General features: G+C 51.2%; 28 protein-coding genes and 1 tRNA gene. 19 read left to right on the top strand and 10 right to left on the bottom strand.

The window, feature by feature from the left end:
• The first annotated feature begins 1 nt into the window (after position 1).
• Positions 2-670 (top strand): hypothetical protein, encoded by a 669-nt coding sequence (locus ABKW30_RS12350; protein ID WP_348599226.1) that lies wholly within the window; start codon positions 2-4, stop codon positions 668-670.
• Positions 671-793: 123 nt separating this feature from the next.
• The gene (locus ABKW30_RS12345) at positions 794-1,180 is read left to right on the top strand and encodes a DUF930 domain-containing protein (RefSeq protein WP_348599783.1); all 387 of its coding nucleotides are present in this window, start codon (positions 794-796) and stop codon (positions 1,178-1,180) included.
• A gap of 59 nt (positions 1,181-1,239) precedes the next feature.
• Here ABKW30_RS12345 and ABKW30_RS12340 read toward each other — a convergent pair whose 3' ends face one another.
• A complete protein-coding gene (locus ABKW30_RS12340; RefSeq protein ID WP_348599225.1) occupies positions 1,240-2,130 on the bottom strand; it encodes a cell wall hydrolase in 891 nt (296 codons plus the stop codon).
• 268 nt (positions 2,131-2,398) lie between these two features.
• On the opposite strand from ABKW30_RS12340, the gene ABKW30_RS12335 reads away from it, so the two are divergent.
• The 3 genes from ABKW30_RS12335 (at position 2,399) to ABKW30_RS12325 (ending at position 4,305) form a co-directional block, all read left to right on the top strand.
• Positions 2,399-2,590: a hypothetical protein gene (locus ABKW30_RS12335; RefSeq protein WP_348599223.1), complete on the top strand. Its 192-nt coding sequence runs from the start codon at positions 2,399-2,401 to the stop codon at positions 2,588-2,590.
• Between the two features lie 96 nt (positions 2,591-2,686).
• On the top strand, positions 2,687-3,466 hold the full coding sequence (locus ABKW30_RS12330) for a DUF2470 domain-containing protein (RefSeq protein ID WP_348599222.1): 780 nt from the start codon (positions 2,687-2,689) through the stop codon (positions 3,464-3,466).
• A gap of 14 nt (positions 3,467-3,480) precedes the next feature.
• Entirely contained in the window at positions 3,481-4,305 is an 825-nt protein-coding gene (locus ABKW30_RS12325; RefSeq protein ID WP_348599782.1) for an RNA methyltransferase, read from the top strand.
• Here the strand turns inward: ABKW30_RS12325 and ABKW30_RS12320 are convergent.
• Positions 4,273-5,325 carry a hypothetical protein gene (locus ABKW30_RS12320; protein ID WP_348599221.1) on the bottom strand — a complete coding sequence of 351 codons (1,053 nt, stop codon included), beginning with the start codon at positions 5,323-5,325 and terminating at the stop codon, positions 4,273-4,275. The two genes, ABKW30_RS12325 and ABKW30_RS12320, sit on opposite strands and share 33 nt — an antisense overlap.
• Before the next feature lie 116 nt (positions 5,326-5,441).
• Positions 5,442-5,975, bottom strand: coding sequence for an EipA family protein (locus ABKW30_RS12315; RefSeq protein ID WP_348599781.1), 534 nt, complete (start codon positions 5,973-5,975; stop codon positions 5,442-5,444).
• Positions 5,976-6,306: 331 nt separating this feature from the next.
• Between ABKW30_RS12315 and ABKW30_RS12310 the strand changes: the two genes are divergently transcribed.
• The 4 genes from ABKW30_RS12310 (at position 6,307) to ABKW30_RS12295 (ending at position 8,476) form a co-directional block, all read left to right on the top strand.
• Positions 6,307-6,936 carry a histidine phosphotransferase family protein gene (locus ABKW30_RS12310; RefSeq protein WP_348599220.1) on the top strand — a complete coding sequence of 210 codons (630 nt, stop codon included), beginning with the start codon at positions 6,307-6,309 and terminating at the stop codon, positions 6,934-6,936.
• A 134-nt stretch (positions 6,937-7,070) separates the two neighbouring features.
• On the top strand, positions 7,071-7,439 hold the full coding sequence (locus ABKW30_RS12305) for a response regulator (protein ID WP_348599219.1): 369 nt from the start codon (positions 7,071-7,073) through the stop codon (positions 7,437-7,439).
• Positions 7,436-8,035, top strand: a complete 600-nt coding sequence (locus tag ABKW30_RS12300) for a YdeI/OmpD-associated family protein (RefSeq protein WP_348599780.1) — start codon at positions 7,436-7,438, stop codon at positions 8,033-8,035. Before ABKW30_RS12305 ends, ABKW30_RS12300 begins: the two co-directional genes overlap by 4 nt.
• Positions 8,036-8,089: 54 nt before the next feature.
• Positions 8,090-8,476 (top strand): cupin domain-containing protein, encoded by a 387-nt coding sequence (locus ABKW30_RS12295; protein WP_348599218.1) that lies wholly within the window; start codon positions 8,090-8,092, stop codon positions 8,474-8,476.
• A 3-nt stretch (positions 8,477-8,479) separates the two neighbouring features.
• Here the strand turns inward: ABKW30_RS12295 and ABKW30_RS12290 are convergent, their stop codons facing one another.
• On the bottom strand, positions 8,480-9,340 hold the full coding sequence (locus ABKW30_RS12290) for a LysR family transcriptional regulator (protein WP_348599217.1): 861 nt from the start codon (positions 9,338-9,340) through the stop codon (positions 8,480-8,482).
• Positions 9,341-9,430: 90 nt separating this feature from the next.
• Between ABKW30_RS12290 and ABKW30_RS12285 the strand changes: the two genes are divergently transcribed.
• Positions 9,431-10,387, top strand: coding sequence for a quinone oxidoreductase (locus ABKW30_RS12285; protein ID WP_348599216.1), 957 nt, complete (start codon positions 9,431-9,433; stop codon positions 10,385-10,387).
• A 56-nt stretch (positions 10,388-10,443) separates the two neighbouring features.
• Here the strand turns inward: ABKW30_RS12285 and ctrA are convergent, their stop codons facing one another.
• Positions 10,444-11,145 carry a cell cycle two-component system response regulator CtrA gene (gene ctrA / locus ABKW30_RS12280; protein WP_008124398.1) on the bottom strand — a complete coding sequence of 234 codons (702 nt, stop codon included), beginning with the start codon at positions 11,143-11,145 and terminating at the stop codon, positions 10,444-10,446.
• Between the two features lie 490 nt (positions 11,146-11,635).
• On the opposite strand from ctrA, the gene ABKW30_RS12275 reads away from it, so the two are divergent.
• The gene (locus tag ABKW30_RS12275) at positions 11,636-12,022 is read left to right on the top strand and encodes a flagellar export protein FliJ (RefSeq protein ID WP_348599215.1); all 387 of its coding nucleotides are present in this window, start codon (positions 11,636-11,638) and stop codon (positions 12,020-12,022) included.
• Positions 12,023-12,070: 48 nt separating this feature from the next.
• Here ABKW30_RS12275 and ABKW30_RS12270 read toward each other — a convergent pair whose 3' ends face one another.
• Complete coding sequence (locus tag ABKW30_RS12270) at positions 12,071-12,367, bottom strand: GNAT family N-acetyltransferase (RefSeq protein ID WP_348599214.1); 297 nt, start codon at positions 12,365-12,367, stop codon at positions 12,071-12,073.
• A gap of 31 nt (positions 12,368-12,398) precedes the next feature.
• Complete coding sequence (locus tag ABKW30_RS12265) at positions 12,399-14,516, bottom strand: carboxy terminal-processing peptidase (RefSeq protein WP_348599213.1); 2,118 nt, start codon at positions 14,514-14,516, stop codon at positions 12,399-12,401.
• Between the two features lie 176 nt (positions 14,517-14,692).
• On the opposite strand from ABKW30_RS12265, the gene ABKW30_RS12260 reads away from it, so the two are divergent.
• Positions 14,693-15,142, top strand: coding sequence for a paraquat-inducible protein A (locus ABKW30_RS12260; protein WP_348599212.1), 450 nt, complete (start codon positions 14,693-14,695; stop codon positions 15,140-15,142).
• Positions 15,143-15,237: 95 nt separating this feature from the next.
• On the opposite strand, the gene ABKW30_RS12255 is transcribed toward ABKW30_RS12260, so the two are convergent.
• Positions 15,238-15,513, bottom strand: a complete 276-nt coding sequence (locus ABKW30_RS12255) for a DUF1153 domain-containing protein (protein WP_008124404.1) — start codon at positions 15,511-15,513, stop codon at positions 15,238-15,240.
• Between the two features lie 302 nt (positions 15,514-15,815).
• Between ABKW30_RS12255 and mnmA the strand changes: the two genes are divergently transcribed.
• Complete coding sequence (gene mnmA, locus ABKW30_RS12250) at positions 15,816-17,003, top strand: tRNA 2-thiouridine(34) synthase MnmA (protein ID WP_348599211.1); 1,188 nt, start codon at positions 15,816-15,818, stop codon at positions 17,001-17,003.
• Positions 17,004-17,035: 32 nt separating this feature from the next.
• Here the strand turns inward: mnmA and ABKW30_RS12245 are convergent, their stop codons facing one another.
• Both ABKW30_RS12245 and ABKW30_RS12240 read right to left on the bottom strand, forming a co-directional pair.
• The gene (locus ABKW30_RS12245) at positions 17,036-18,160 is read right to left on the bottom strand and encodes a DegT/DnrJ/EryC1/StrS aminotransferase family protein (RefSeq protein ID WP_348599210.1); all 1,125 of its coding nucleotides are present in this window, start codon (positions 18,158-18,160) and stop codon (positions 17,036-17,038) included.
• Positions 18,161-18,324: 164 nt separating this feature from the next.
• Positions 18,325-19,287: a Gfo/Idh/MocA family oxidoreductase gene (locus tag ABKW30_RS12240; RefSeq protein ID WP_348599779.1), complete on the bottom strand. Its 963-nt coding sequence runs from the start codon at positions 19,285-19,287 to the stop codon at positions 18,325-18,327.
• A 354-nt stretch (positions 19,288-19,641) separates the two neighbouring features.
• Between ABKW30_RS12240 and ABKW30_RS12235 the strand changes: the two genes are divergently transcribed.
• The 6 genes from ABKW30_RS12235 (at position 19,642) to ABKW30_RS12210 (ending at position 24,291) form a co-directional block, all read left to right on the top strand.
• Positions 19,642-19,718 (top strand) — tRNA-Met (locus ABKW30_RS12235).
• Positions 19,719-19,827: 109 nt separating this feature from the next.
• On the top strand, positions 19,828-20,154 hold the full coding sequence (locus tag ABKW30_RS12230; protein WP_348599209.1) for an EthD family reductase: 327 nt from the start codon (positions 19,828-19,830) through the stop codon (positions 20,152-20,154).
• Positions 20,155-20,488: 334 nt separating this feature from the next.
• Complete coding sequence (locus tag ABKW30_RS12225) at positions 20,489-21,238, top strand: class I SAM-dependent methyltransferase (RefSeq protein WP_348599208.1); 750 nt, start codon at positions 20,489-20,491, stop codon at positions 21,236-21,238.
• A 264-nt stretch (positions 21,239-21,502) separates the two neighbouring features.
• Positions 21,503-22,360, top strand: a complete 858-nt coding sequence (locus ABKW30_RS12220) for a WcbI family polysaccharide biosynthesis putative acetyltransferase (RefSeq protein WP_348599207.1) — start codon at positions 21,503-21,505, stop codon at positions 22,358-22,360.
• Complete coding sequence (locus ABKW30_RS12215) at positions 22,357-23,412, top strand: GSCFA domain-containing protein (protein ID WP_348599206.1); 1,056 nt, start codon at positions 22,357-22,359, stop codon at positions 23,410-23,412. Before ABKW30_RS12220 ends, ABKW30_RS12215 begins: the two co-directional genes overlap by 4 nt.
• Before the next feature lie 21 nt (positions 23,413-23,433).
• Positions 23,434-24,291, top strand: a complete 858-nt coding sequence (locus tag ABKW30_RS12210; protein ID WP_348599205.1) for a WcbI family polysaccharide biosynthesis putative acetyltransferase — start codon at positions 23,434-23,436, stop codon at positions 24,289-24,291.
• The last annotated feature ends 67 nt before the right edge of the window (positions 24,292-24,358 follow it).

Below are 24,358 nucleotides of genomic sequence, written 5' to 3'. Positions count from 1 at the left end.
CGTGCTTAAAATCAACGCTCCTCGCTCCTCATCTGTCAAAGCTTTGTCTGCCCTGTTGCTATCGGTGTCACTCGCAGCGTGCCAGTCATCGCCCCAGTCGACAAATGCCAGCAGCGTATCTGCATATGCTGCAGAGATACCGCAGTTAACCTGCGCGGCGCATGGCAGCGTTAATGGCAATGCGGTAAAGCTGACTGCCAATCGCACCAAGCCCGGTGACCCGGCATATATCGAGTTTCGCCAGCGCCTTTCACCCGGCATACCAAGCGGGCACCTTTACGTTGTCTTCGGGCGGCTAGACGCACAAGGCAATCCCGTGACGCGCCAGTATAACGGGCTGTTCCCCAAGGGGAGTCTGGTTGGTCTTTATGGCGGCGCAATCATTCCCATGCCCGCAGAACTCAAGCCCAGTTATGCCGATTGCCATTTCTCAACGGGTGCAGCGTATCGCGTTTCGTTGACTGAGAACCAGTATCAGCAATTGCTGAGCAAGGTGCGCTACAATCTTGCCAATCCTCCTCTGTGGAGAATGTTTGGCTTCAACTGCAACAATTATGCTGCCTCTCTCGGTAGCGTTGCAGGTCTGGTAGAGCCAGCAAACCGCGCGCAACCTTCTTTCTCTTATATTTATTCCTATATCGAAGTGAACGGGGATAAGGGGCGCAAGTAGGTTCATGAACAAATTGTAATGTTCCAACGGTTTTGATTTCCACAATTTAGTCTTAAAAGTACCGGCATCTCACGGCACTCAGCCCGCATTGGGTTACACGATTACGCCCGGAAAGCATTCTTGATGAAAATTATTGGCGCACTGGTCATTGCGGTTGCAATTTCTGCTCCGGCTTCGGCAATGGACAACAGTGCTGCCGAACAGCTTGAAAAGCTTGATCCACAAACACGGCTGGAACAACGCTGCGATCTGGAGGCGATGGAGCGTATCCATAAAGATCCGGTCAAGATGGTACCGGACGAATTGGTGGCTTATGCTTTCGCTGAACCCAAAATCAAAGGCGATAAGATTCGTTCAACCGGGGCAGCATTTCGAAGCAAAGGCGAATGGTATCATTTGTCATACACTTGCTCTACTTCGCCCGATCATATGACCATACTGACCTTTCAGTATGCGATAGGACAGATAGTTCCCCACAATGAATGGGAACATCATTTCCTGGTGCCCTGAACTATCACTCGGCTAAAAATTACTGGAAATAAAAAAACACGCCGTAGCGTGCTTTTTTATTAGTTCAGAGCGTTGGGCCTATCCTGGGCAAGAAGCATCTGACCAATAGCGTCTACGCTCTTGCTGGTCGGCGCTTCGTAGGCCAAGACCCCAGAGGGAGCGACTTGTGCTGTCTGGGCAGCTTGTTGGGCCTGCAACGTCTGTTCCATTGCCTGAACCGGCGGATCAACTGGGACAGCGACCCGTTCGGTTGCAAACGCCATCTGCTGGGGAGCTATGTCAGCCTGCGCCACTTGTATTGGCTGCGTGGCAACAACACGACCGGATGTCGGTGTGGACGTTGTCGTAGCAAGGCTTGCGACCTGCGTGTTGCTACCGGCGCCAGACGTTCTTATGCTTGCAATATATGCATTGGCAATCGCCTGACTTGCTTCTTTGGAAGCTATCTCTGCTGAGTTGTAGCGATCACGCTTCTCATAGAAAGCATTGCCACCAGCGACGACAGTGTAGTGCATGTTCTTGTATGGGAACCGCAATCCTGCTGTATGGAAATACATGGCGTTCTTGACTTGAGGATTGCGTTTACCCTTCAACACGGCATCCGCAGCAGCCTGAACATCCGGAAGTGCTGCCGACTTCATTGGCCGCGACAGGACGCCCGGGGCAAACTGTCCCTTCTGGCCGACGACGCTGCATATGGAATTTCCCCATTTGCCCGCATCAAGACGATTCATAACCACCGTCCCGACAGCCTCCAAACCGTCTTGGCTGGACCGGTTGGACTCAAAGAACATCGCCCGTTCAAGACATTCCTTGTCCTTGGGCGTATAGGCGTAGTTGCCGGATGTTGTCTGTGACGTCGCTGCTTCCGGCTTAATTTTGCTGGTCTGCTGCGCATTCTGTGTAGTGCAACCGCTAGCAAGCGCCGCTGCCGCTACAAGTCCCGCCACCGAGTGGAATTTCCACTTACCGCCGATCACGAAGCAATTCTCATCGCTGTTTTTCCTGCTGGTGAAGTTGAGCACAGAATGATGTCATTTGGGGCCAAACAATGGCAACGAAACACAATCCTTTAGACGGCACTACTATCCAATTGAAATTATGCGTTTATTTAATCCAATGCAATAGCACGAAATTCCTAATAATGGCATAATTAAGAATTTGTTTACCATTAACAGGTTAATCTATACGCACTTAATGAGGTCGAAGGGCAGACCCATGCGTTCCAATACCCCACGTTATGACACGCGCGAATCACTTATGGACGCACTGCGCGAGCTGATGTCCCTGCAGGTTTCTGCGGAGGATGTAGCTCCGGTCCTTTGTACTATCGGACCCGTCGATCTCGATCTTCTTGCAGACTGCATGAGGGATGCCGGTCTCGACGAAAATCACGCAATCGCCGCCTGACAAAGCACCACGTCCAATCATCTTTAACAACGGGACTTGTCCCTCCCCGATGCACGCCTTATCAATCAGCTATTCTGTATTGATAAAGGACGCGACGTGACCGAAAAAATGGATGTTCTGCGCGAAATGGACGACAGCGCAATCCGGCTCGTTCGCCGTCTGATCCGAAGCGCACGCCATGCAGTCATTGCCACGCTGGAGCCGAATACCGGCAATCCGATTGCCACCCGCATCGGCCTCTCGACTGATCATGACGGCACTCCAATCACACTGGTGTCGGCTCTGGTGGCCCATACGCCTGCTCTATTGGCTGATCCGCGCTGTTCGTTACTGGTTGGTGAGCTTGGTAAAGGCGATCCGCTTGCCTATCCCCGAATGACGATTTCGGCAAAAGCACGGGAAGTGACCAAAGGCTCGGCAGATCATGCTCGTATTGAATGGCGCTATCTCTCTCACCTTCCCAAATCGAAACTTTATGTTGGCCTTGGCGATTTTCGGTTCTTCCGTCTTGAACCAGAGAACACAAAACTGAACGGCGGTTTTGGGCGTGCCTATCAACTGGAAGCAAAAGAGTGGTTGAGTCTTAGCCCGATCAATGCAGAGCTTGCTGCCGCGGAAAAAAACGCCGTCGACCACATGAACGAGGACCATGCGGATGCCATTGCTTTGTACGCCCGGTACTACGCCAAATTGCCAGACGGGAAATGGCGTATAACCGGCATTGATGCGGACGGCTTTGATATTTCCGATGGTGACGAGGTAGGGCGCGTATTCTTTGCCAAACCGTTGGAGTCGGCAAAAGACATGCATATGACATTGGTTCGCATGGCCGGCGAAGCACGCGCTGGTCTGGAAGCGGGCCGGACATCGGCGTGAGTGGATTTACCAGCATGGGCGATTGGCTGGAGCAGCGGATTACCCGCATTACCAGTCCTGAAGACGAGCGGCTTGCTCCCTACAAAAATGTGCGGGAACGCGATCTGGTCGGACGTGAAGGACGCTTCATCGCCGAAGGCAAAGTGGTTCTCAATGTCCTTCTGGCCAACCAATCATTCGCTATTGAGTCTCTACTTGTAATCGAAAACCGGTTGGCAGGCCTCAGCGAACAAATCCGGTCATGCCCGCTTGAGGTGCCCATTTACTGCGTCTCACGCACAATAATGGATAACATTGCCGGCTTTCCGATGCATAGGGGAATTCTAGCTGTCGGACGACGGGAGAACCCGCTATCGGTACAAGCGCTTGTTAGTTCGCTTTCTGATACCGCTTTGGTCGTTGTACTGTGCGGTATATCCAATCACGATAATATGGGATCGATTTTCCGGAACGCAGCTGCCTTCGAAGCGGATTGTATTTTGATGGATGAGACAAGCTGTGATCCACTTTACCGCAAGGCGATAAGGGTATCGGTTGGCGCTGCACTCAAGGTCCCATTTGCGCGCGAAGGTTCAATCGAAGTGATTGTTGAAACACTGCAAGGGGCTGGGTTCACGCTTTTTGCTCTTAGCCCGTCCGGTGAAAAGAGCATCCATGGCATTCAGGCATCTTTGAGAACAGCTCTTTTGCTTGGCACCGAAGGCGAAGGGTTGCCTTCAGCGCTTCTGCAGCGGCTGCAAACAGCCCGAATTCCGATGTCAGCGAGTTTCGATAGCCTCAACGTCGGAACCGCGTCAGGGATTGCTCTATCGAGGCTCAGTCGTTTTTCCAGCGCTTGATGTAGCATCCTGAAGGGTACGTATGCGATCGGCCAAACTGACAATTACCTTGCCATTCGCGTCATGCACGATTGCTGCACCGCTACCGTTTTTACCGATCAATTGATCGATCAACGAATCCGAACCTTCCAGTTTTGCCGTCATCGCTATCACTTGCGCAGCCAGATTGTTCATCTGCTCGCGCAACACTTCGCTCTCCTGAACCTGAATAAGTGCCTGTTTGCCGCGCGGCACGTCTCCGGTCGTGACGGATTGCTTTCTTCCGTCAGCCAAAACCTTGCGCAGACGTTCATTAGCACGTTCGACATCCTTTTCCCGTCGCGCCAGCTTGGCCTCGCTGTCGGTAAACTGCCTAAGCAACGCACTGGCCTGGGTATCCAGCTCCGAGCGGCGTTTTGTTTCCTGCTCAAGTGAGTGGCGCAGCTCTTTCAACTCCGTCTCGGCTTTGCGTTTTTGCTCTTCACTGTCACGCTTGTCTTTCCGCGCTGTCTTCAGCTCGTCGGAGAGATTGTCAATCCGTGTAGACTGCGCTGCCAGATCAATCTTTAAGCTATCCGCATTCGTCGCAAGACTGGCCAGCCTGCGATGCAGAAGTTCGAGTTCCGCTGCGCGCTGCTCAAGCAGTTTCTCTTGCCCCGCACTGGCCGCCGATACTTTATCAAAGTTTTCCTTCCTTGAAGCCATCACTGCTTCAAGCTCGGAGATTTTTTGTTCACGTTGCGTCAGCTCATCGGCAAGCTTTCGCGCAAGCCTGTCCTTTTCACTCACCTCTGCAAGTTGGCTTGCCGCCTTTGCCTTTGCGCCTTCCAACATCAGCTCAAGTTTGCGATTGGCAAGGGCGTGCTCAGCACGCAAGCCATCGCGCTGCGCCTGTATCTCGTTCAAAGTCAGAGGCGTTTCAGCTTCCACACGCTTACGTGTGAGATAGGTTGCGCGGCGCCAGATTGGTGGCGCTACCAGCAATGCCAATAAAACGGCAGCCAGAAATCCAAGAGCAAAGTAAAGCGCGGTCTGGATCACTATAACGTCCTGTCAGAGGTCTTCTCGGCACAAATCTTATTATCAGCCAGCCATTAAAATACAAAGGCGCGAACTGCATTGCCCGCGCCTTGGCTCTGAAATGCTGTTTCAGAGGATCAGAACGGGTTCCATGTCGCCGAAGGCGTAATCTTCAGATAGCCGACATTGACACCGAGACGCGCACCGACACCAGTCCTGATCGGCACCAGCAAAACCTGATTTCGCTTGAGCACATTAAATCCCACACCGGCAAAAAGGTAGGCCGATCCGGCTACTCCGACAAAGCGGCCATAGAGATTCTGCACATCATCAAGATTGTAAACGAGCATCATGACCCGCGAACCCTGACCGCCAAAATCCCAACCGATAGAGGGACCTTGCCAGAAAGTCTTATGGTCACCTGCATTCTTCGTATAGAGCGAGCCTTCGCCATAGGTCAGACCGCCAATAATAGCGCCTGAGCCTTCTTCACCGAGAACATAGCCGTTCGGCAAACCATAACTTTGAAAAACTTTCTCGACGGCTGTAGCCAGACCGCCAGATGTCGAACCGAAAAATCTCTGACCGGAATTGACAATCTCATCCATCGTATAGGTGCTTTGTGCTTGCGCTGAGTGCGCTTGCACAAGAAATAGTGACACCACGGTCATGAGCAGGAGAAAGCCACGGTTCAAAGACAAGAGTAGAGACGCCATAATAATTCCTTTTGGTGTTCGCTCATTGCCTGACGCCTGATTCGCAAATCTGTGCTTGCGTTAACCCTATTTAAGACAGCAAACCTTGTATAAAAGTTTATGAATCGATCTTGGCATTTCAATGGCTCGTAAATACGGCATTTTTTTAGGTATTTTGTTCACGCAGCATGACGTTCTTGCCCATCTTCATCGCCCTCTATATCCAGAAGAACATGAGAACCAAGTGATTCGCGGTGCTGATTCGCGGAGAACTTAAAGCCACACCGCTAATTTTCAGGAGACCCTTATGACATTGCCTGTCACCCTTTCGGCAACGGACCTCGGAGCGCTCCTTTCAAGCCGCATCTGTCACGACATCATTTCGCCGGTCGGAGCCATCAATAACGGCCTTGAACTCCTTGAAGAAGGTGGCGCAGATGAAGATGCGATGAACCTCATCAAGTCCAGCGCCCGCAGTGCTTCTGCCCGTTTGCAATTTGCACGTATCGCCTTTGGTGCCGCTGGATCTGCAGGGGTGCAGATTGATACTGGTGATGCCCAGAATGTTGCGGACCAATACATGAAGGGCGAAAAGGCCGAACTAACTTGGGAAGGCAACCGCGTTCTATTGCCCAAGAACAAGGTCAAGTTGCTGCTCAACCTTATCCTGATAGCCAATGCGGCCTTGCCACGGGGAGGCACTTTGGCGGTTTCATTGCAAACACCGGAAACAGAACCGCGGTTTGTCCTCACCTCCCGCGGACCAATGCTCCGCGTACCACCAAAATTCCTTGAACTTCACAGCGGCAAGGCTCCGGAAGAAGCAATTGATGCTCATGGCGTCCAGCCGTACTATACCCTTCTTTTGGCGCAGGAATCCGGCATGACGATTTCCATTCATGCAACACCTGAAGAGATCGTCTTTACAGCCGCTTGAGTTTGGCTTCGAGAAAGCCGCCAGTAATTTCCGGCGGTACTTCAATGTTTACCATTCGACTTGCCTCTTTATTCACCCGCGATCTATAGTTTCGGCAAGATAGCTGAGTTGGCTATCTGGTTCGGGGGAACTTTATGCTGCGTTGTATGGTGGTTGACAGCTCGCCAGTGGTGAGGAAAGTTGCTGGCCGTCTGATTTCAAGCGACAAGGTCGTCGTGACCATGGCAGATACTGGCTACCAGACTGTAGCTGCATGCAGCGTCGAAATGCCGGATATGATTATTCTGGATGACGGGCTCATTGACATGCCTGCAACCGAAATAATCAAACAAATACGGGCGCTTCCAGGTGGAGAAAGCACACGCATTTATCTTTGCCTGCCGGAAATGGATATTACCCGGATCATGCGTGCCAAGCGCGCCGGAGCAGCAGGATACCTGCTCAAACCATTCAACCGGGCATCAATTGCGGAAATCATGCCATCAATTGAAATCGGAAACTGATGACAGCCAAACCAGAGCTACCGGTCATCCAGTTCGAGTCTGCCGCGCAATTTGAAACCTGGTTAAGCGAGCAACCCCCTACTTCGCCCGGCCTTTGGCTCAAGCTTGCCAAGAAGAATTCTGGCATAGCGAGCATTTCCCACCCGGAATCAATTGATAGCGCACTGTGTCATGGCTGGATCGACAGCCAGAGCGACAAGTTCGATGAAGATTTTTGGCTGCTGCGCTACACGCCGCGCAAAGCCCAAAGCAAATGGTCTCAACGCAACTGCACAAAAGTTATTGAACTCGTCGATCAGGGCAGAATGACACCAGCAGGACTGGCGGAGGTCGAACGCGCCAAAGCCGATGGTCGTTGGGATGCTGCTTACGCTCCCCCGAGCACTGCGCAAGTGCCAGATGATCTCCAGTTGGCTCTTGACCAGAACCCGATTGCAAAGGACTTCTTCGAACGGATCAACAAAACCAACTGCTATGCTGTTCTCCACCGGATCTTTACCGCGAAACAGGCAAAAACACGCGCCAGCAGGATCGAAAAATTCGTAGATATACTGGCAAGGGGCGAAACCATATATCCGTCCAAGGCAAAGGGCTGACCAAAGCCGGAAACACGCTATGATATGTTCCGGTCAGCTACAGGAGCCTCCATCATGAGCAATGGCAAATCATCAACACCCCGCCAAGCAATCAACTTCAGCGACAAGTTCGGACTTTTTACCGAACAGTGGCGCCCTAAAGTCATTGCTGAAATGAATGACTATCAATTCAAGATCGCTCGACTGGAAGGCGATTTTATATGGCACGATCATAAAGACACCGATGAAGCATTCATTGTGCTCGAAGGTGAACTGCGTATCGATTTCCGGGACGGTGCGATCACATTGAAGGCTGGCGAGATGTATGTTGTTCCTAAAGGGGTCGAGCACAAACCTTACGCCGAAAAAGAAGTGAAACTCATGCTGATCGAGCCACGAGGCGTGTTGAACACCGGACATGAAGACAGCCAACGGACAGCACAAAACGATGTCTGGATTTAAAGACTAACTCTGCGGGCAGGCTTTGCCGACGATATCCACCAGGAAGTTCATAACGAGACGGATCGCCGGTACCTTCCTGAGATCACTATAGGTTGTAAGCCACAAGTCGCGCACCGGTGGCGGAATACTGGTCGATAACTCTACAAGCGATGGATCATTATCCCCCATAAACCGGGGCAAAACCGCCGCACCAATACCGGCACGCGCGGCTTCCTGTTGTCCGAATAGGTCGCTTGCCTGAAAAACGATGGACCGCCCTACAAGTATCGCTCGCAACCAGACCTGTTGGTCGAGGTGATCAAGCGTCGCGTCATAGGCAATGAATTTCAAACTAAGCTCGGGCAGCTTGGACACGGCAGCGGTTGCATACAGCCCGAAATGCATGGCACCCACGCGCCGGATCAAAAGCTCCGGTGACTCGGGCTTGGCCATACGGATGGCAATGTCAGCCTCGCCCCTATCAAGCGCTGCATTCTGCGCCGAGCCGGACAGTACCAGCATTATGTCGGGATTGGCTTGATGGAATGCCGCCACATGCGGAGCAATCAGCTTTGCCGCCACAGCAGGCGGTGCACTGATTCTCACTGTTGCAATTGTCGACTTGGCCAATCTTCGCACAACACGATCCAAAACATGGACCGATTGCTCCATCTCCTGGACGAGTTGCGCGACCTCCAAGCCATCACTCGTCATGCGGGTGCTACGTGGCAGGCGTTCGATCAGCCGTAAACAAAGTACTTTCTCGAGCGCCGCCACGCGGCGACCAACAGTTGCATGATCGACTCCGAGTTCACGCGCAGCAGCAGAAAGTGAACCTGTCCGCGAAAGAACTGCGAAATAATGCAAATCCTGCCAATCCATCATTGGTGAATTATTGCACATACGATGTGAGATTTCATGGAATTTCCTCACCTCCAATATTGTGGTGTCGTGCGCGGAAAGGAGAATACCCACATGTCACTTGTTATGGAAATGTCTACCACCGGCGGACCAGACGTACTAACTTTGCAAGATCGCATCATTGGCGACCCAGAACCGGGTGAAGTACGTATTCGACAAACGATTATTGGTGTCAATTTTGTCGATATTTACTTTCGAAAGGGCCTCTATCCGCTACCTGATCTTCCTGTTGTCCTCGGATTGGAAGGTGCGGGAATTGTTGAGAGCACCGGCAAGGGTGTAAGATTCAAGGCCGGTGATCGGGTTGCCTATACGGGAATGCCACTTGGAGGCTATGCCGAAACGAGATTATTGCCAGAAGCACGGCTCGTCCGATTGCCCGATAATATACCTGATCGCGTTGCCGGCAGCACCATGTTGCGTGGGCTTACCGCTTATATGCTTTTGCACAAGGTGCACAAGGTTAACCGGGGGGATTGGGTGCTCGTCCATGCTGCGGCGGGTGGACTTGGCCAGATCACCACTCAATGGGCAAAAAGACTGGGTGCCAACGTAATTGGAACAGTCGGCTCAGAAGCGAAAATGGCTCAAGCCCGGACTGCCGGCGCGGACGAAGTTCTGCTTTATAAAGAACCTGATTGGATTGATGAGGCCCGAAAAATCAGTGGCGGGGTACATCTTGCCATCGATGGAATTGGAGGTTCGACCTTGGCCCAGTCCTTAAAAACCGTTCGTCCCTTCGGCATTGTTGCAAGTATCGGGCACCCAGCAGGGCCAATTCCACCCATCAATATTGCCGATCTCGGTAATATTGCCCTCATGCGTCCGAGCGTGATTGCCTCGGTAAATGATCCTGAATTCTATCGCGAGGGATCAAATGTTCTGATGGAAGCGCTTCAGGACGGACTGGCCAATCCAATCGGCGCCGAATATGCCTTGAAGGATGCGGCTCAGGCGCATGTGGATCTTGAATCTGGAATACTGACCGGCAGCGTAATCCTCAAAGCTTGAATGAAACAAAAAGGCTCCGCACTGGCGGAGCCCTTTTTCATTATAAGCAAGTCGTATCAGGCGATTTCGCGCAGATCAGCAGCGTCAGGTTCGCGCAAGACATATCCACGACCCCAGACGGTTTCGATGTAATTGATACCGCCAGAAGCGTTATCAAGCTTCTTGCGCAGCTTGCAAATGAAGACGTCGATGATCTTCAATTCTGGCTCATCCATGCCACCATAGAGGTGATTGAGGAACATTTCTTTAGTTAGGGTTGTTCCCTTGCGGAGCGAGAGAAGCTCCAGCATCTGGTATTCCTTACCGGTCAGGTGAACACGCTGGCCAGTGACTTCTACAGTCTTCGCATCCAGATTGACGATCAGGTCACCCGTGGTGATAACCGACTGGGCATGGCCCTTGGAACGGCGCACGATCGCGTGGATACGGGCAACCAGTTCATCCTTGTGGAAGGGCTTGGTCATATAGTCGTCAGCACCGAAGCCGAGACCGCGAACCTTGTCCTCAATGCCAGCCATGCCGGACAGGATAAGGATTGGTGTTTTCACCTTTGACAGACGCAGGGTCCTCAGGACTTCATATCCGGACATGTCCGGCAGATTGAGGTCGAGGAGGATAATGTCATAGTCGTAGAGTTTGCCGAGATCGACACCCTCTTCGCCCAAATCCGTCGTATAAACATTGAAGCTTTCCGACTTGAGCATCAATTCGATGCTCTGGGCCGTTGCACTATCATCTTCGATTAAAAGAACCCGCATATCATTCCCCTTTTCCCGCCGCTGAAATGGGTTGCCCAAAACCCTTGGTCAGGCAATCCCGAAGTCAGGTCGCGAAACAAGCCGTTTCCATAACGTTAAGATTGCCACCGAATGGTTAACAAAATCTAATTCCGCTTTGCAAGTGTCTTTGACTCATAAATTAAAAATCACAGACACCGCATTGATTCATAAGGTCAACTCGCCCGTCCAAAACCATCAGCCAAAGCATCAGGTTTTTCGCTTAAGCGATTCATTCGACTCAATAAACTTGCAGCTTCAAAACTTGATGCATCGGTTTACAGAGCTTTAAGTCTTAAGGCGTATGATTAATGCTGAACGTAAAGGAAAGGTTACCAAGCGAGCCTGACTTTAAGTTTTTGTTTCATTTTACCCAGGTGATTCGGGTCGAATGGGGCTGGATGAGCATTTGGAAAAGTTTCAGGACGCTCAGAGTACCAGCTTTTGGTGAAGCGTTACGGGGGTAGTAAATATGAAGTCGCATGAAGGTTTGGTTCGATTGAAGCTCTTTCAGGTCAAGGAAAAACGCCGGCAGCTCGGCCAGCTCGACCTGATGATGGGCGAATTCGAACGCATGGCTGCTGAGTTGGACGCGCAAATAACGTCTGAGGAGACAAAAGCCGGCATCACCGACACCACACATTTTGCCTATCCGACATTCGCGAAAGCAGCGCGGCAACGCCGCGATAATCTTTTTGTATCGATCAGAGACCTGAAAAATCAAAAAGATGATGCCGAGGCTGCGCTTGCCGAATCGGAAACGGAACTGGCAAAGGCCGAAGCTCTCGAGCAGCGGGACGGCAAACCACGGGACGCCGAAGAGGTCGTTATTCCCGACCGTCGCGCAATGATCGGCTGACGGGAAATTTTTGATAGAGTTCAGCCGGCAGCGAATCTATCAAACGTCTCATTTCTGCTGAATGACATCAGCCCAATCTTCGTGCCTGAGCGACTGGGCGCGCATGAAAGGGCATAGCGGAATGATTTTCCAGCCGCCTGCCCTCGCATCTTCAACCGCATGAAGAGCCAAAGCCTGCCCCACGCCTTGGCCCCGCAATGCATCCGGCACAGCCGTGTGGTCAATAATTATAAGACGAGGGCTTGTACGGGAAAAAGCCATCTCCGCCTCGTGACCCGAGACCGTCGCTACATAGCGGCCGCCGCTGGCGGCCTCTTCTTTTTCAATCTTGATACTTTCAGACATTCCGAGCCTCTTGTGGTTCAAGCTAATGTGTTCATTGTTGCACGGCTTTTCCCGCCGTGCTTGACGAACTATTCATCAGCCCGGTCATGTCCACGAGAATGTGCGCACTCTCTTCGAGCAGCGCGTCCTTGGCATTTTTCAATGCCTTTTCGCTTGCAATGTCTGCGCTAAGGCTGCGTTCATTGGCCTGCAATCCATCCTCCTGAAAAGCAGCATCCAGCGGAGCAACGCCATCAGCTTTCTCGCGAGCCTTGATCCGGCTCAATTGCTGTTCACGTTCGTTGCGCCTGTCAGCTTCGTTCAGCGAGATGGCTTTTTGCTTGCGGCGGCGATCCAGTTCGGCTGTATCTTCTACCAAGCGCTGGAAGTCCTTGTCCTTGGCTACCCGAATATCGTGGAGGCTTTGTACCTCAGGCAGGACATCCTTGATGTTACCAAGCTGCTTGTAGTCGGCCTTTTTTACCTGCATCCATGGCAGCGCATTGTCGTAGCTTGCCTCACCCATATTCTCGAGATCGGAGAAGCCAGGCAGGCTGATATCCGGTGTAACGCCCTTCAGTTGCGTGGTTCCTCCGTTAATCCGGAAGAACTGTGCGACGGTCATTTTCAGTTCGCCAAACTCCGGTTTGGAATTATTGGCTTCTTCGTCGAGGTTAACCACAGTCTGCACTGTACCTTTGCCAAAGCTTGGCTCACCAATCACGATGCCGCGGCCATAATCCTGTATTGCCGCTGCAAAAATTTCAGATGCCGATGCCGAACCGCGATTGATCATGACACCGAGTGGCCCAGTCCAGGCAGCAGAGCGAGCATCAGATCCATTGACCTTGATCTGGCCGTCATGATTACGCTGCTGGAGCACTGGCCCTTTGCCCACAAAGAGACCCGTCATCTCGATTGCCTGCGGTAGCGATCCACCGCCATTGTTGCGCAGATCGATGATAACGCTGTCGACCTGTTCTTTCTTCAGTTCGGCCAACAATTTGGAGACATCACGGCTGGCACTCCGGTAATTCTTGTCGCCTTTGCGCCGTGCATCAAAATCCTCGTAGAAAGTCGGCAGCGTTATCACGCCAACCTTATTGGTCACATCGCCATTCTTGACCTGCAATATCGTCTTTTTGGCCGCCTGCTTCTCCAGATTAATGGTATTCCGAACCAGACTAATCTCGCGATGCTTGCCGTCGGGCCCAGCGTCCGATGGGAATATGCTGAGACGGACCACAGTGTCTTTTGTACCTCGAATAAGTTTTACCACATCGGGAAGCGGCGTCCCGACCACATCAACCATCTCGCCGTCCTTGCCTTGCGCAACGCCGACAATCCTGTCCCCCACGCCCAGTTGCCCGGAGAGTTGTGCCGGGCCACCGGCAACCAACTCGCGAATGGTCGTGTATTCTTCGCGTTCCTGCAAAACCGCACCGATGCCCACCAGCGAAAGGCGCATCGAAATGTCGAAATCCGATGCCGCAGTGGGCCCGAAATAATCCGTATGGGGCTCTATGGAGTTTGTATATGCGTTCATGAATATCTGAAAAACATCTTCGCTTTTATATTTGTACGCGCGTGAAAGCGAATTGGCATAACGCTTTTCAAGCGTGGTACGGATAGTCGCATCATCGTTTCCAGCCAATTTCAAACGCAGCCAATCATTCTTGACGCGCTTACGCCACAGATCGCGGCTTTCCGCTTCAGTCTTAGGCCATGGCTCATCGTCGCGAATAACCGGGAAATCTTCCTTGACGCTGAAATCGAAGTTCTGCTTCAGCAAATCACGCGCATAATTCAATCGTTCAACCACGCGCTGCTCATAGAGGTTGAATATGGTGAAAGGGATCGACAGGTCTTCGCCATAAATACCGTCATCAAGCTTATCCTTATCGGCGTTGAAAACGTCGATATCGGCTTGAGAAAAGAAAAACTTCTCGGAATCGAGAGACTTGATATAGCGATTGAGGATTGCCTCAGACAACTCGTCGCCCAGCGGGACAGTTTTATAATGATACTGGATCAGAAATTGCGCACTCAGATGCGCGGCCTGTGCCTGCTCTGTCAAAGGCTTCAATACTGGTGGCGCACCGCTCTTCAAGGCAAAGGCGGATGTTGCCAGCCCCATGAAAACCAGAAGAAAGCCGATTTTAGTACGCATATTATTTCGATCCAATATCTGTGCCTGTAAGACTATTTAAAGTCTGTATCGTGTTTGTTCCTATCCGGCCAGAAAATTAAAGGGGTGAAAGCCGCCAAAATGCCTTGCTCTGGATAATTACAACCATGCTATGGCATAGCCCGGATGTTCTGCTCTAACCGGAAACTCTGTCGTCAATGCGATCAATCGTTCCACTGCTACTTTTTGCTGCGACATTCACGCTGGCGTTTGGGCTTACCATGCCCCTTATGAATGTCAGCAAACTGTATTTCTTCGAGGAAAACCCGTCGCTGCTCGGTATTATCCAATCCCTGTGGAGGGATGGCGATCAACTGCTTGCGATAATTGTCGCACTTTTTTCGGTTATTTTGCCAATCACAAAGCTTGGAGTGGCCCAGATGGCCATTATGCAGATAGCTCCATCAACGCGAAAATGGCACCAATCTATTGGCGTCTTGTCAAAATGGTCGATGCTGGATGTGCTGTTGGTAGCCTTGGTTATTTTCGGAGCAAAGACCAGCGGCCTTGCCACTGCAATTGCTCAACCCGGCCTGTGGTTTTTCACCATATCGGCCATCCTGTCAGCTGTCGCTACCCATTTCATTGTGCATAAGGATGCCGGCTGACAGGTAATGGATCGCCTGTCAGGCACGGATGATCAGCCGAAAAGGAAAAGGCTGATCCGGAGACCAGCCTTTTCCATGTTCATAGGCACCATCATCTAATGACGATATTGCTGTATCCGGGTCGTTCGAAGACCTGCCAGGCCGTGATCGGAGATCGACGACTGCCAGGAAAGGAACTCTTCCACCGTTAGCGTATAGCGTTGGCAGGCTTCCTCAAGACTGAGAAGACCGCCGCGTACAGCGGCAACCACCTCGGCCTTGCGGCGAATTACCCAACGCCGCGTGCTTGCGGGCGGAAGATCGGCGATGGTCAGCGGGCTGCCATCCGGGCCGATTACATATTTTACTCTCGGTCGAACAAGATCGGTCATTGTACTCTCTACACTTAACTTCAAGACCTATCGCAACCGACATTACATGCAGGGCTTTAATAATTGACTAAACACATAGTCACTCTCTGGTAACTTCCGTTAATGGAACCATATTGTTTTCGTTAAACTTAGCCCAACTCGTTGATCCCTTATTACAAGGCACCGGATAAGGGCTTTGAAACACACTCCACGGAAAAAATACTTGTGATGCCGGTTACTGTTGGCAGGCTGTCGCATTTCACCTATATAGGACGGATATCAGCCGTGCGCTTTTATGCCGCTGCATCCAATTGGAAATGCTTATGACACTGAACAGTCTCGATCTGCCGGCCCGTCCGGAAGACACCCGTATCGTCGTTGCCATGTCAGGCGGCGTGGATTCCTCTGTTGTCGCTGGCATTTTAAAACGTCAGGGATATGATGTCGTTGGCGTGACCCTTCAGCTTTACGATCATGGCGCCTCGACCCATCGAGCCGGCTCCTGCTGTGCGGGTCAAGACATTGAAGACGCGCGCCGGGTTTCGGAACGCATTGGCATTCCTCACTATGTACTCGATTATGAAGCGCGCTTCCGCGAAGCAGTGATCGATCCGTTTGCTGCGAGCTATGTAAGCGGAGAAACCCCGATTCCATGTGTATCCTGCAATCAGACCGTCAAATTCGCCGATCTGCTGCAGACCGCCCGCGATCTTGGTGCTGATGCCCTTGCTACCGGACACTACATTCGCAGCCGCGCTAATGGCGAACATCGCTCCCTTTTCCGCCCTGTCGATACCGACAAAGATCAGAGCTATTTCCTCTTTGCCACCACCCAGGAACAAATCGACTATTTGCGTTTCCCGCTTGGTGGATTGACCAAGGCTGAAACGCGCGCGATCGCGGAAGAGCTGGGCCTGACCGTCGCCAACAAACAGGATAGTCAGGACATTTGCTTTGTGCCGCAGGGCAAATATTCCGATATTATTTCCAAGTTGAAGCCAGAAGCTGCCAATCCTGGAGATATTGTCCACATTGACGGGCGTGTACTGGGACGCCACGAAGGTATCGTTCATTATACGATTGGCCAGCGCCGGGGAATTGGTGTTGCCACGGGCGATCCGCTTTATGTCGTACACCTTGATGCGGGCAATGCGCGGGTTGTTGTTGGACCTCGCGAAGCGCTTGAAACCCGGAAAGTCTATCTGCGCAACGTCAATTGGCTCGGCGATGAAGCGCTGGCTGATATTCCCGAAGGTGGCGTAGAGGTTTATGCCAAAGTCCGCTCGACACGCCCCCCCCGCCCGGCAGTCCTGCATCATCGGGATGGTGAAACATGGGTCGAACTGATCGATGGCGAGAGTGGAATAGCACCAGGACAGGCTTGCGTGCTTTACTCAGACGACAGCAATACAGCCCGGGTTTATGGCGGTGGTTTTATTGGACGTTCCGAACGTGCGCCGCAAGCAGAAGCCATGCTGAAGCGGCTGGCTGCTCAAAGCCAGCACGCCTGAACAATCAGCATCAATGAAGAAAATTGGGGCCCTCAGGCCCCTTTTTCTTGAAAATCACGGATCGTGCCGATGATCCTGTCCTGATCGTCTGTGCTCAGATAGGGATGCATTGGCAGGCACAGAATATTCTTCGGCAATGTCTCGGAGACGGATAGCCCGCCCGGCGCACGGCCATAATGCTTGTAGGCATCCTGAAGATGCAGAGGCTTCACGTAATAAATCACTGACGGAATGCCATTGGCTTGCAAATGTGCCTTCAAGGCATCGCGATTTTCTATTTCGATCGCATACTGCGCCCAAGCCGACCTCGAACCCTCCGGCATGACGGCAACCTTGGCAATATCCTTCAAGCCGGCCGCATATCGTTTGGCAACGACTTGCCGCGTTTCCATCTCATCTTCGAGAATTGCCAGTTTTTCGATAAGGATTGCTGCCTGAATCGTGTCGAGACGCGAATTCAGGCCGATGCGCACATTGTCATACTGCGTTTCGCCTTTTCCGTGGAAAAGCACGGAGCGCATTATCTCGGCGAGTTCACCATTATTGGTAAAAATCGCACCGCCATCACCATAGCAGCCAAGCGGTTTTGCCGGATAAAAACTGGTTGACCCGACATCGCCAAAGGCACCGCACATGGCATTATCACGTTTGCCACCAATGGATTGCGCAGCATCCTCGATGACGAACAGACCTTCCTTGGCGGCAACAGCGGAAATGGAAGTGTAATTCGCAGCCAGACCGAACAAATCCACCGGAATGACAGCTTTTGGCTGCAACCGGCCTTCGGCGCGTACCGCATCAATAGCTGCCTGCAACTGTTCGACATTAATATTATACGTGTCCGGGTCCACATCAATGAACACCGGCTCTGCACCCACCAGCGCTACGACTTCAGCAGTTGCTGCAAAAGTAAAGCTGGGAACAAACACCGCATCGCCTGGACCGATACCTTTGGCCATCAGCGGAATCTGCAGCGCGTCCGTGCCATTGGCGCATGCTACAACATGCTCAACGCCAATATACTCCGCGAGACGTTTCTCGAACTCACCCACTTCCGGGCCGAGAATATATTTGCCTTCGCGCACCACTTTAGCGATGGCCGCGTCAAGTTTGCTGCTAATCCGTTCACGCTGTGCGCCGAGATCGATGAACTGCATTATTGCTCCAATAAAAATTCCCGCGATTCCATGCGGGCGAGACCCAAGGCAACTCTTTAGAAGGCTAGATCAAAGACCGCCAGATGTTACCGTTCAAAGTTTGCCTCTTCTTGTAACAAGGCGTAGGCGTTGTAACAACGCTGCACATGGAGAGCAATGGAAGCTCAGCCTGCCTTGTTGTGAGCGACTGTCCCTGCCGTCAGAATCCGCAGGACACGTACGGCTTCCTCACCATCGGTCTTAGGCTCTTCACGCGTTTCGATACTGTGAATGAAACTCTGGCACTCACGCGTCAACGGCATGCCCTGCGCTACCTTGATATAGGTTGGCTCTTCGGTGGTTGAAGCCCACTGACCATTATCCTGCCAGATCGAATGTTTGTAGACAGCCAGTTTTCGGTCCCATGGTTCCATATCGTCGAAAACGGCCATGGCCTTCGTACCAACCACTGTCAGACGGCGCTCCCGATAGGGATTGAGCCGTGATGCAAACAGATGCCCACGAACGTTATTTGGAAAACGGAGATGCAGATGAGCGAAATCGCTGAGATGATCCAGGACTGCAGCGCCCTCACCTCGAACTTCCAATGGCTCAGTGCCGGTAATAGCAAGGATCATCGACAGATCGTGCGGTGCAAGATCCCATAGCGCGTCATTTTCGGTGTGGAACTTGCCAAGGCCAAGACGGTGCGAATGAATATAGCGAACATCGCCAAGATCGCCGACCTTGATAAGTTCCAGCAGCTTCTCAAACGCTGGATGAAACCGGAGAACGTGGCCGACCATAAAGATGCGGCCGTTATCGCGCGCTGCCTTAACAGCAGCTTCCGCATCGGGCACAGTCAAGGCAATCGGCTTTTCGACAAGGACATCTTTGCCATTGTTGACGGCACGTATCGCAGCAGCAGCGTGAAATTGCGGTGGCAATGCCATGACGATGGCATCGACCTCGGGGTGCGTGAAAAGGTCCTCGACCTCGATGTGCAATACGCCCTGCTCGGCAGCAAATCCTGCAGCGCGATCGCTATTCTGGTCGGCCACAGCGTAAAGCGCGCCGAGGCTTTTCAAAGTGCGGATATGATTGCTGCCCCAATAACCACAACCGAGCACTGCAATTCGTGGAGCCATCTTTTCAGCCTTGTTCATGTCCGCATGCAATATCTGGAGCAACTAACGAACACAAGTGTTGCGAACGAAGCTGCCCAAGAATTCACCCCATACAGTGGACAAGCATGGTAAATGTTGCCGTGGCTAACCGGGATGAATCAGGATTGGGATTGTTTTCAGGCTTTTTATAGGCGCAGATAGTTGTCGAATTTCTTTTCACACAATTTCCCAACTTGGATGCGGATAAGATTGCTTGACAGGCTCATCCCACCCACATATATCCGCCCACGTCCCTGTCGCCCGTCTTCGGCGAATGACAGTGCGTTCCCAGGTCAGCTTTATGAGGCAGCCATTTACGGGTCGCAAGACATATGGGGCGAAGTAGCTCAGTAGGTTAGAGCAGAGGAATCATAATCCTTGTGTCGGGGGTTCGAATCCCTCCTTCGCTACCATTTTACACACATCAATTGCGCTGATGCCCATTTTTTCGGCTACTAGAGCCGAACGTTCCGTGTATCTGAAGATACAGGCTGGCCGATGTTGTTCGTTAAAGGATTCCAAATGATCAAGATCAGTATAATTTATCCGAATGAGGAAAATAGTCATTTCGATCATGACTACTATCGCAACACGCATATGCCACTCATTCAAAAACTTGCAGGTAATGCTTGCAAATTCTATACGATTGATCGTGGGCTGGCCTCAAAAGCTCCCGAAACGGCCCCGCCATTTATTGCCATGTGCCACTTTTATTGCGACAGCAATGATGCTTTCTGGACAGCACTTGCACCCCATGCCGAAGAAATTGATGCGGACATGCCTAAATACACAAATATAGTTCCGATTATTCAAGTCAGTGAAACAGTAGGCGAAATCAGGCAGATTTGAGCTCTATCGCAGCTCCTTCCCTTATGCACATACAAAATCGAATTCGATTGTGGCACTTTTGGCGGCGTCGATTGCGCAAGTGACCCGACCTGCCATTGGCAGCCACTAGACGTTTGAGGATAATATTCCGTAATATTTATTTCAATTATACTTAATCATGCCTTTCTATATTGATCTGCGCATTATAAACGCCAAAAAACACTACAATAATAAATATATTACCCTCTCAATTCGATTGATCTTGTCGTTATTTGTATTGTTGTGCCGCTGACTCAACCATACGCTCTTGGAAATATAAGTAACTTTGGGGGAGTATCAGATTATCGACAACCTGTTGGAAGTTGACAACGATCCTGTTGGAACAGCCCTAAAGGATGTGTGGAACAACATTAATGGCTGGGTGGGCCACCGCGTACCTCATATCCTCAAGCTTATCCGTGAAATCCACCTGGAGAACAACGTTCTTGGCGATATCGTTGAGATCGGCGTCCATCACGGCAAGCTCTTCTTTCTTATGGCTGCAGGATCCCGCCCGGAAGAAAAGTGCATCGCGATAGATCTGTTTGATGATCAGGAAAAAAATCTCGACCATAGCGGCAAAGGATCGCTGTCGACTTTCAACCAGCACATTGAAAATTACTTCCCCCATTTGAAGCGCCAGATCGCTGCTGTTTCAGCAGATAGTATGTCACTCACTCCCGCAAATATCCGGCAGCGTCTGGATAGTTCTGGAGCCAGATTGTTCTCTGTTGATGGCGGACATACGGTAAAACACGTTATTAATGACATGGCTCTGGCGCAGGAACTGCTCGTTCCTGGAGGCGTAATCCTGCTGGACGATTTTCTTGGTCCTCACTGGCCGAGCGTGTCAGAAGGTTTTTTTGAGTATATGCGGATAGCCAACCGCCGCCTCGCTCCCTTTTTGATATTTCAAAACAAGCTTTTTCTGACAACGTACTCGGAACATCCGCAGATGATGATCCAACTCAAAAAGCTGCTCCAACGTGATCTGGTGCTCGAGATAAACACTCCTAAATGGCGTCATGCAGAAATCGGAGAGCATACGGTGCTGTGTTTCGGCTGATCGGCTCCCTGGTATCGACTGCGAAGACAACCATTTACCAAGACTTCAAATGATCATGTGTGATTGTCGCATAGTGATGCGTCTCGACGCAATCTGTATAGATTTGAAGGTCTTCGGGGGGCTTATCTGCCATTGGTTGCAGTAGATTGATGATAATTTACATGCGCTTATGAGATTCAACAGGGCGAGTTTCAGACGTAATGCACCAATGCAGCAGCTGTCTATGATGGCGTTTTGTAACAGTCACTTTGAAGAGAGTGTTCCTTGGAAAAATGGTTGCTGATTTCAAACTGCAATACATATGGGCTGGCAAACTCATTAAAGCTTCTCAGTAACAGTTTTAGTTTGGACTGCTTCGACGTCTTCGAACTTATGAAAAACATGGAGACGTATAAAGAAACCATGCCGGGATACGACAGGGTTATTATCAATCCTGCAATTCAATTCGTCGAATATGATTTTACCCTTCTGGAAAATGTCAGCCGGATACCGGGTATTGATTTCGACGCCTACCATCCGGATCTTTGTTATCTCTTCGCCGACGGACAACGTATCTACGGGCCGACAGCGGGCTATCATTCCATGCTGGTTTTTGCGGCTTTTGAGGCTGGCTACAGCGTGGAAAAGACACAACGGCTGTTTCGGCGTGAAATATTCGAACACTGCGGATTTCTTTCACGATGGGAGTCGGAACGTGACCGGCTCATGAAAGTCTTTTCATTCTTTAATCTCGATATATCGGCGCCTTTCAGGTCATGGTCCCGCGGTGAATCTTTCATGTACGGACTTGGCCACCCAAAAGCCCGGCCCATTCATGATGTTGCAAAAGTCTTCCTTGAATCGATCGGCATGGAGCCAAACAAATCTGATCTCGTGCCCCATGACACTCTCATCGATGGGATTTGTCTTCCGGTCTATCCCGAAATTGCAGAAACATTCGGCTTTCGCGGTTCGCGAATGTTTAAGGTTCTCGGCGAATATCGATTGATGTCACTCGAAGAATTCACGCAAAAAAGCTTCGAAGTTTATTCCCAATGGGCACCCGGTGAAATTGCAGCCGAGTATTTCTTTGCCGATCGTTACAACCACGTCAAGAATGTCATTGCGGAGGCAGACAAATGACCAACCCCTACGTCGGAATCAAAGACTACCAGTTGTGGCGACGCTCGGTTGCTCGGGTGGAAACCCATCTCTTCGATCCCGTCGAAAATCCCAGATACAAGATCGACAGTGCAATGAAGATTGCCACTGCTGGAAGCTGTTTCGCTCAGCATATTTCCCGTCAGATGCAGCGGATCGGTTTTCACTATCTGATTGCAGAATCCGGTGAAGAACTGACCGCCCAAGAGCGCTCGCGTCGTAATTTTGGAGTGTTCTCGGCACGTTACGGCAATCTCTATACGGCTCGCCAGCTACTGCAACTTTTCGAAGAAGTCTTCGAAGGCAGAACACCACTGGACACTGCCTGGCAACGCAAAGACGGAAAGTTTGTTGATCCGTTTCGCCCACTGATTGAACCTGATGGCTATGAGACGGAGGAAGCTGTCAGAGAAGCAAGGCGCTCGCATCTTGCTTCCGTTAAATCCGTTTTCCTCGAGCCGGATATTTTTGTCTTTACCCTTGGTCTCACCGAGGCGTGGCGCTCAAAATCTGATGGCTCCGTGTTTCCGTTGGCGCCGGGCGTAAGCGCTGGTTCCTATGACCCGGAAAAGTACGAATTCATCAACTTCAACGTTTCCGATGTCGATAAGGATATGACGCTGTTTCTGGAAAAGCTGAAAGCAGTCAATCCTCGCGTAAAGGTCATGCTCACAGTTTCTCCAGTACCCTTGGTGGCTACCTATGAGGATCGCAGTGTCCTTGTCTCAACCACTTACAGCAAGTCTGTCTTGCGTGTAGTCGCAGAGCAAATGCTGGCTCGCTTTGACTGGGTAGATTATTTCCCTTCCTACGAGATCATAACCGGGAGCTATGCTGGCGGGCTTTATTATGAAGACGACTACCGGGAGGTGAACTCAATCGGTGTCGCACATGCCATGCGATGCTTTGTCAAAAACTATGTCTCCCGACCGGTCGAAGACGAGATTGCGACGACAATGCCACCTCTTCCGGAAACCCCGCCACAAAGCGGCGTTATTTGCGATGAACGTGAGATCGAGATGATGCGCCCGTGAACTCGAGCAAGAGAACCTGACATGGACAATTGGTTACTCGTTTCCAACTGCAATACATTCGGGCTTGCAAATTCACTGCGGCTGCTGACCAACGGCATCAAGATTGATCACGCCGATTATTGGTCATTCCGCAGCAAGCTTGATGAATACAAACAGACACTTCCGCAATACGCCAAAGTTATCATTCATCCGGACATCAATGGGCTTGCCTATGATTTTTCCGCTTTGGAAAATCTCAGCAAGATACCCTCCATAAAGTTTGATGCTTACCACCCGGACCTGTGTACGGTCGTCGCGCAAGGAGCAATGCTGGACAGCCCGCTGGGGCCTTTCCATTCGATGATCGTTCTTGCCGCATATCAAGCGGGATATGATGTCCGGACAACGTGCAGCTTTTTCCGCCGCGATGTGTTTGAACGATGCGGTTATTTCGGGCGATGGGACATTGAACGTGATCAGCTTCTGAAAACCTTCGCGGATCAGGGGCTGGATATTTCAAGCCGGTTCAGGATTTGGTCGCGAGGCGATTGCTTCATGTACGGCATCAATCATTCCAAGGCGCGCCCAATACATGATATCGCTCAACTATACCTTGAGAAATGCGGCATCGAACCCAATGACACCGATCTCGTACCGTCAGATGTCATGACGGCTGGCGCTTGCTATCCGGTATACCCGGAAATAGCGGAAGTTTTTGGTGTCAAAGGCTCCTACATGTTCAAGGTGCCGCAGGAATACAGGCAAATTTCGCTCGAACAGTTCGTTGAGCAAAGCTTTGGGATATATTCCAAATTGGCGCCGGACCCATTTCTTCCGGAAGTTCATTATACCAACCGTCACAACTTGGTAAAATCGGCTCTGATGGAGACTCAACATTGATAGGTAAGTAATTCGCAATATGTTGATGCGAAATCTAAAGAATATTTCTTTCGTCTTCGTATGAGGT

This window comes from Phyllobacterium sp. SB3, from assembly GCF_040009165.1.
GTDB lineage: Bacteria > Pseudomonadota > Alphaproteobacteria > Rhizobiales > Rhizobiaceae > Phyllobacterium.
Note: the sequence above shows the minus strand (reverse complement) of the source record. Positions and strands in the feature narration are given on the sequence as shown.

Excerpts from the sequence above, each read along its gene's own strand:
- ABKW30_RS12345 (WP_348599783.1), top strand. The coding sequence starts at position 794 with ATGAAAATTATTGGCGCACTGGTCATTGCGGTTGCAATTTCTGCTCCG.
- ABKW30_RS12335 (WP_348599223.1), top strand. The coding sequence starts at position 2,399 with ATGCGTTCCAATACCCCACGTTATGACACGCGCGAATCACTTATGGAC.
- ABKW30_RS12325 (WP_348599782.1), top strand. The coding sequence starts at position 3,481 with ATGGGCGATTGGCTGGAGCAGCGGATTACCCGCATTACCAGTCCTGAA.
- ABKW30_RS12315 (WP_348599781.1), bottom strand. The coding sequence starts at position 5,975 with ATGACCGTGGTGTCACTATTTCTTGTGCAAGCGCACTCAGCGCAAGCA.
- ABKW30_RS12310 (WP_348599220.1), top strand. The coding sequence starts at position 6,307 with ATGACATTGCCTGTCACCCTTTCGGCAACGGACCTCGGAGCGCTCCTT.
- ABKW30_RS12305 (WP_348599219.1), top strand. The coding sequence starts at position 7,071 with ATGCTGCGTTGTATGGTGGTTGACAGCTCGCCAGTGGTGAGGAAAGTT.
- ABKW30_RS12295 (WP_348599218.1), top strand. The coding sequence starts at position 8,090 with ATGAGCAATGGCAAATCATCAACACCCCGCCAAGCAATCAACTTCAGC.
- ABKW30_RS12290 (WP_348599217.1), bottom strand. The coding sequence starts at position 9,340 with ATGATGGATTGGCAGGATTTGCATTATTTCGCAGTTCTTTCGCGGACA.
- ABKW30_RS12285 (WP_348599216.1), top strand. The coding sequence starts at position 9,431 with ATGTCACTTGTTATGGAAATGTCTACCACCGGCGGACCAGACGTACTA.
- ctrA (WP_008124398.1), bottom strand. The coding sequence starts at position 11,145 with ATGCGGGTTCTTTTAATCGAAGATGATAGTGCAACGGCCCAGAGCATC.
- ABKW30_RS12275 (WP_348599215.1), top strand. The coding sequence starts at position 11,636 with ATGAAGTCGCATGAAGGTTTGGTTCGATTGAAGCTCTTTCAGGTCAAG.
- ABKW30_RS12270 (WP_348599214.1), bottom strand. The coding sequence starts at position 12,367 with ATGTCTGAAAGTATCAAGATTGAAAAAGAAGAGGCCGCCAGCGGCGGC.
- ABKW30_RS12265 (WP_348599213.1), bottom strand. The coding sequence starts at position 14,516 with ATGCGTACTAAAATCGGCTTTCTTCTGGTTTTCATGGGGCTGGCAACA.
- ABKW30_RS12260 (WP_348599212.1), top strand. The coding sequence starts at position 14,693 with ATGCGATCAATCGTTCCACTGCTACTTTTTGCTGCGACATTCACGCTG.
- ABKW30_RS12255 (WP_008124404.1), bottom strand. The coding sequence starts at position 15,513 with ATGACCGATCTTGTTCGACCGAGAGTAAAATATGTAATCGGCCCGGAT.
- mnmA (WP_348599211.1), top strand. The coding sequence starts at position 15,816 with ATGACACTGAACAGTCTCGATCTGCCGGCCCGTCCGGAAGACACCCGT.
- ABKW30_RS12245 (WP_348599210.1), bottom strand. The coding sequence starts at position 18,160 with ATGCAGTTCATCGATCTCGGCGCACAGCGTGAACGGATTAGCAGCAAA.
- ABKW30_RS12240 (WP_348599779.1), bottom strand. The coding sequence starts at position 19,287 with ATGGCTCCACGAATTGCAGTGCTCGGTTGTGGTTATTGGGGCAGCAAT.
- ABKW30_RS12230 (WP_348599209.1), top strand. The coding sequence starts at position 19,828 with ATGATCAAGATCAGTATAATTTATCCGAATGAGGAAAATAGTCATTTC.
- ABKW30_RS12215 (WP_348599206.1), top strand. The coding sequence starts at position 22,357 with ATGACCAACCCCTACGTCGGAATCAAAGACTACCAGTTGTGGCGACGC.
- ABKW30_RS12210 (WP_348599205.1), top strand. The coding sequence starts at position 23,434 with ATGGACAATTGGTTACTCGTTTCCAACTGCAATACATTCGGGCTTGCA.